This is a genomic window from Roseateles sp. P5_B10 (assembly GCF_056400485.1).
On record NZ_JBFULE010000881.1, the window covers coordinates 1 to 2,079 of the forward strand.

Consider the following 2,079-nt stretch of genomic DNA (forward strand, 5'->3'; position numbering starts at 1 on the left):
GGCATGGAATGGGGTCGCGAGGCGAGGGCCGCCAATGTAACTTGCCGCCGAGCCGGGGCTTGTAGGCGCAGGAGAAGCGGCGTAGAAGCGGAACTCTCCCTGCTCGCTGGAGGATCCCATGCGAAAGCGCATCTACTGGTTGCTGCCCCACCTGAGCAGCGCGCGGCGCACGATGGACGAGCTGTTGCTCGCCCGCATCACCGAACACCACATCCATTTCGTCGCCGCCGAAGGTGCCGCGATGGACGGTCTTCACGCGGCCAATGTGCTGCAGACCTCTGACCTGGTCGAGGCGGCCCAGAACGGCGCGCTGATCGGCTCCGGCCTCGGCGCCGCGGGCGGCGTTGCGGCGGCCCTGGCGATCAGCGCAGCCTCTCCGGCGGCGGTCGTCATCGGCCTGGCGGCCGTAGGCGCCATGCTGGGCACCTGGTCGTCCAGCATGATCGGCAGCTCCACGCCGAGCCGGCGCTTGAAACGCTTCGAGGCGGCCATCGAGCAAGGCCAATACCTGCTCATCGTCGACGTGCCCCGCTCGCGCATCACCGAGATCGAGGAACTGCTGGCTCGCACCCACCCCGAAGCGCACTTCGAGGGGATGGAGCCGAACGTGCCTGCGTTCCCGTGAGCCCCTCGTCCGGTCTCACTCCGGCTGAACGCCGGTGAGGCCAGCCGGTCTTGCAGACCGCGCAGCCGGCAGAGCGGCTGCTCTTCGGCAGGCACGACAAGTCCTCAGGACTTGCCGTGTCCGGCCTCAGCCCCGAGGGGACGGCGATGCATGCGGCATTGAGCCGCATGCACATCGCCTGCGGGCCGACTTGGGACGGCCCGGCGTCGGTCCGCGTAAAAAACCAGCGCGTGCTTACGCGACGGTGCGGGTCTCGCCCGCGCCGTAGAGGTTGCTGTCGCAGCGCCCGCAGAGCGTCGGGTGAGYCGCAATGCTGCCGACGTCGGCGCGGTAGTGCCAGCAGCGCTCACACTTGGCATGGGCGCTGGGCGTGACGACGACGCCCAGTTCGCCTGCTGATGCCAAGCGCACGGCCGACGTGATGAAGACGAAGCGCAGGTCGTCACCCAGGCTGGCCAACAGCATCTGGTCCTGCTCGTTCACCTTGAGCACCAGTTCGGCCTGCAGCGAGGCGCCGACAGCACCCGTCGTGCGTACCGCCTCGATGGCCTTGTTGACCTCATCGCGGATCTCGTGGATGCGATGCCATTTGGCCAGCAGCGCTAAATCCGTCTTGCCGAAGTCCCAATAGGTCTCCGTGAAGATGCTCTCGCCCTTGCCGAAGATCGCCCACGCCTCCTCGGCCGTGAAGCTGAGGAAGGGCGCCATCCAGCGCAGCATGGCGTGCGTGATTTGCCACAGCGCCGTCTGTGCGGATCGGCGGGCCAGGCTCTTGGGCGCGGTCGTGTAGAGGCGGTCCTTCAGCACGTCCAGGTAGAAGGCGCCGAGGTCCTCGGAGCAGTAGACCTGGAGTTTCGACACCACCGGGTGGAACTCGTAGCGCTCGAAGTGGGCCAGGATGTCGGCCTGCAATTCGGCGGCACGAGCCAGCGCGTAGCGGTCGACTTCCAGCAGATCGCCGGGTGCGACCGTGTCCGTTGCCGGGTCGAAGTCGCTGACGTTGGCGAGCAGGAAGCGCAGCGTGTTGCGGATGCGGCGGTAGCTGTCGACGACGCGGGCCAGGATCTTTTCGTCCAGGCCGAGGTCGCCCGAGTAGTCGGTTGCGGCCGTCCACAGGCGCAGGATCTCGGCGCCGAACTTGTCCGACACGGCTTGCGGCGCGACGACGTTGCCCATGGACTTGCTCATCTTGCGGCCCTGGCCGTCAACGACGAAGCCGTGCGTCAGCAGCCCCCGGTAGGGCGCGCGGCCATAGAGGGCGCAGGCGATCAGCAGYGACGAMTGGAACCAGCCGCGGTGCTGGTCGTGGCCTTCGAGATAAAGGTCGGCCTCGGGGCCGCTGTCGTGGCCCGCTCCCTGGTGGCTGCCCTTGAGCACATGCTCGAAGGTGGAGCCGGAGTCAAACCAGACGTCGAGGATGTCGTTGCCCTTGGTGTACTGGGCCGCCTCAGCAC

General features: G+C 67.4%; 2 protein-coding genes. One reads left to right on the top strand and one right to left on the bottom strand.

Going from position 1 to position 2,079, the window contains the following annotated elements; translation table 11 throughout:
- The first annotated feature begins 118 nt into the window (after nucleotides 1-118).
- Complete coding sequence (locus tag AC1DU6_RS28810) at nucleotides 119-625, top strand: hypothetical protein (protein ID WP_056201958.1); 507 nt, start codon at nucleotides 119-121, stop codon at nucleotides 623-625.
- A 234-nt stretch (nucleotides 626-859) separates the two neighbouring features.
- On the opposite strand, the gene AC1DU6_RS28815 is transcribed toward AC1DU6_RS28810, so the two are convergent.
- Nucleotides 860-2,079 (bottom strand): class I tRNA ligase family protein (locus AC1DU6_RS28815; RefSeq protein WP_477861336.1); only part of this gene is annotated, 1,220 nt, incomplete at its 5' end.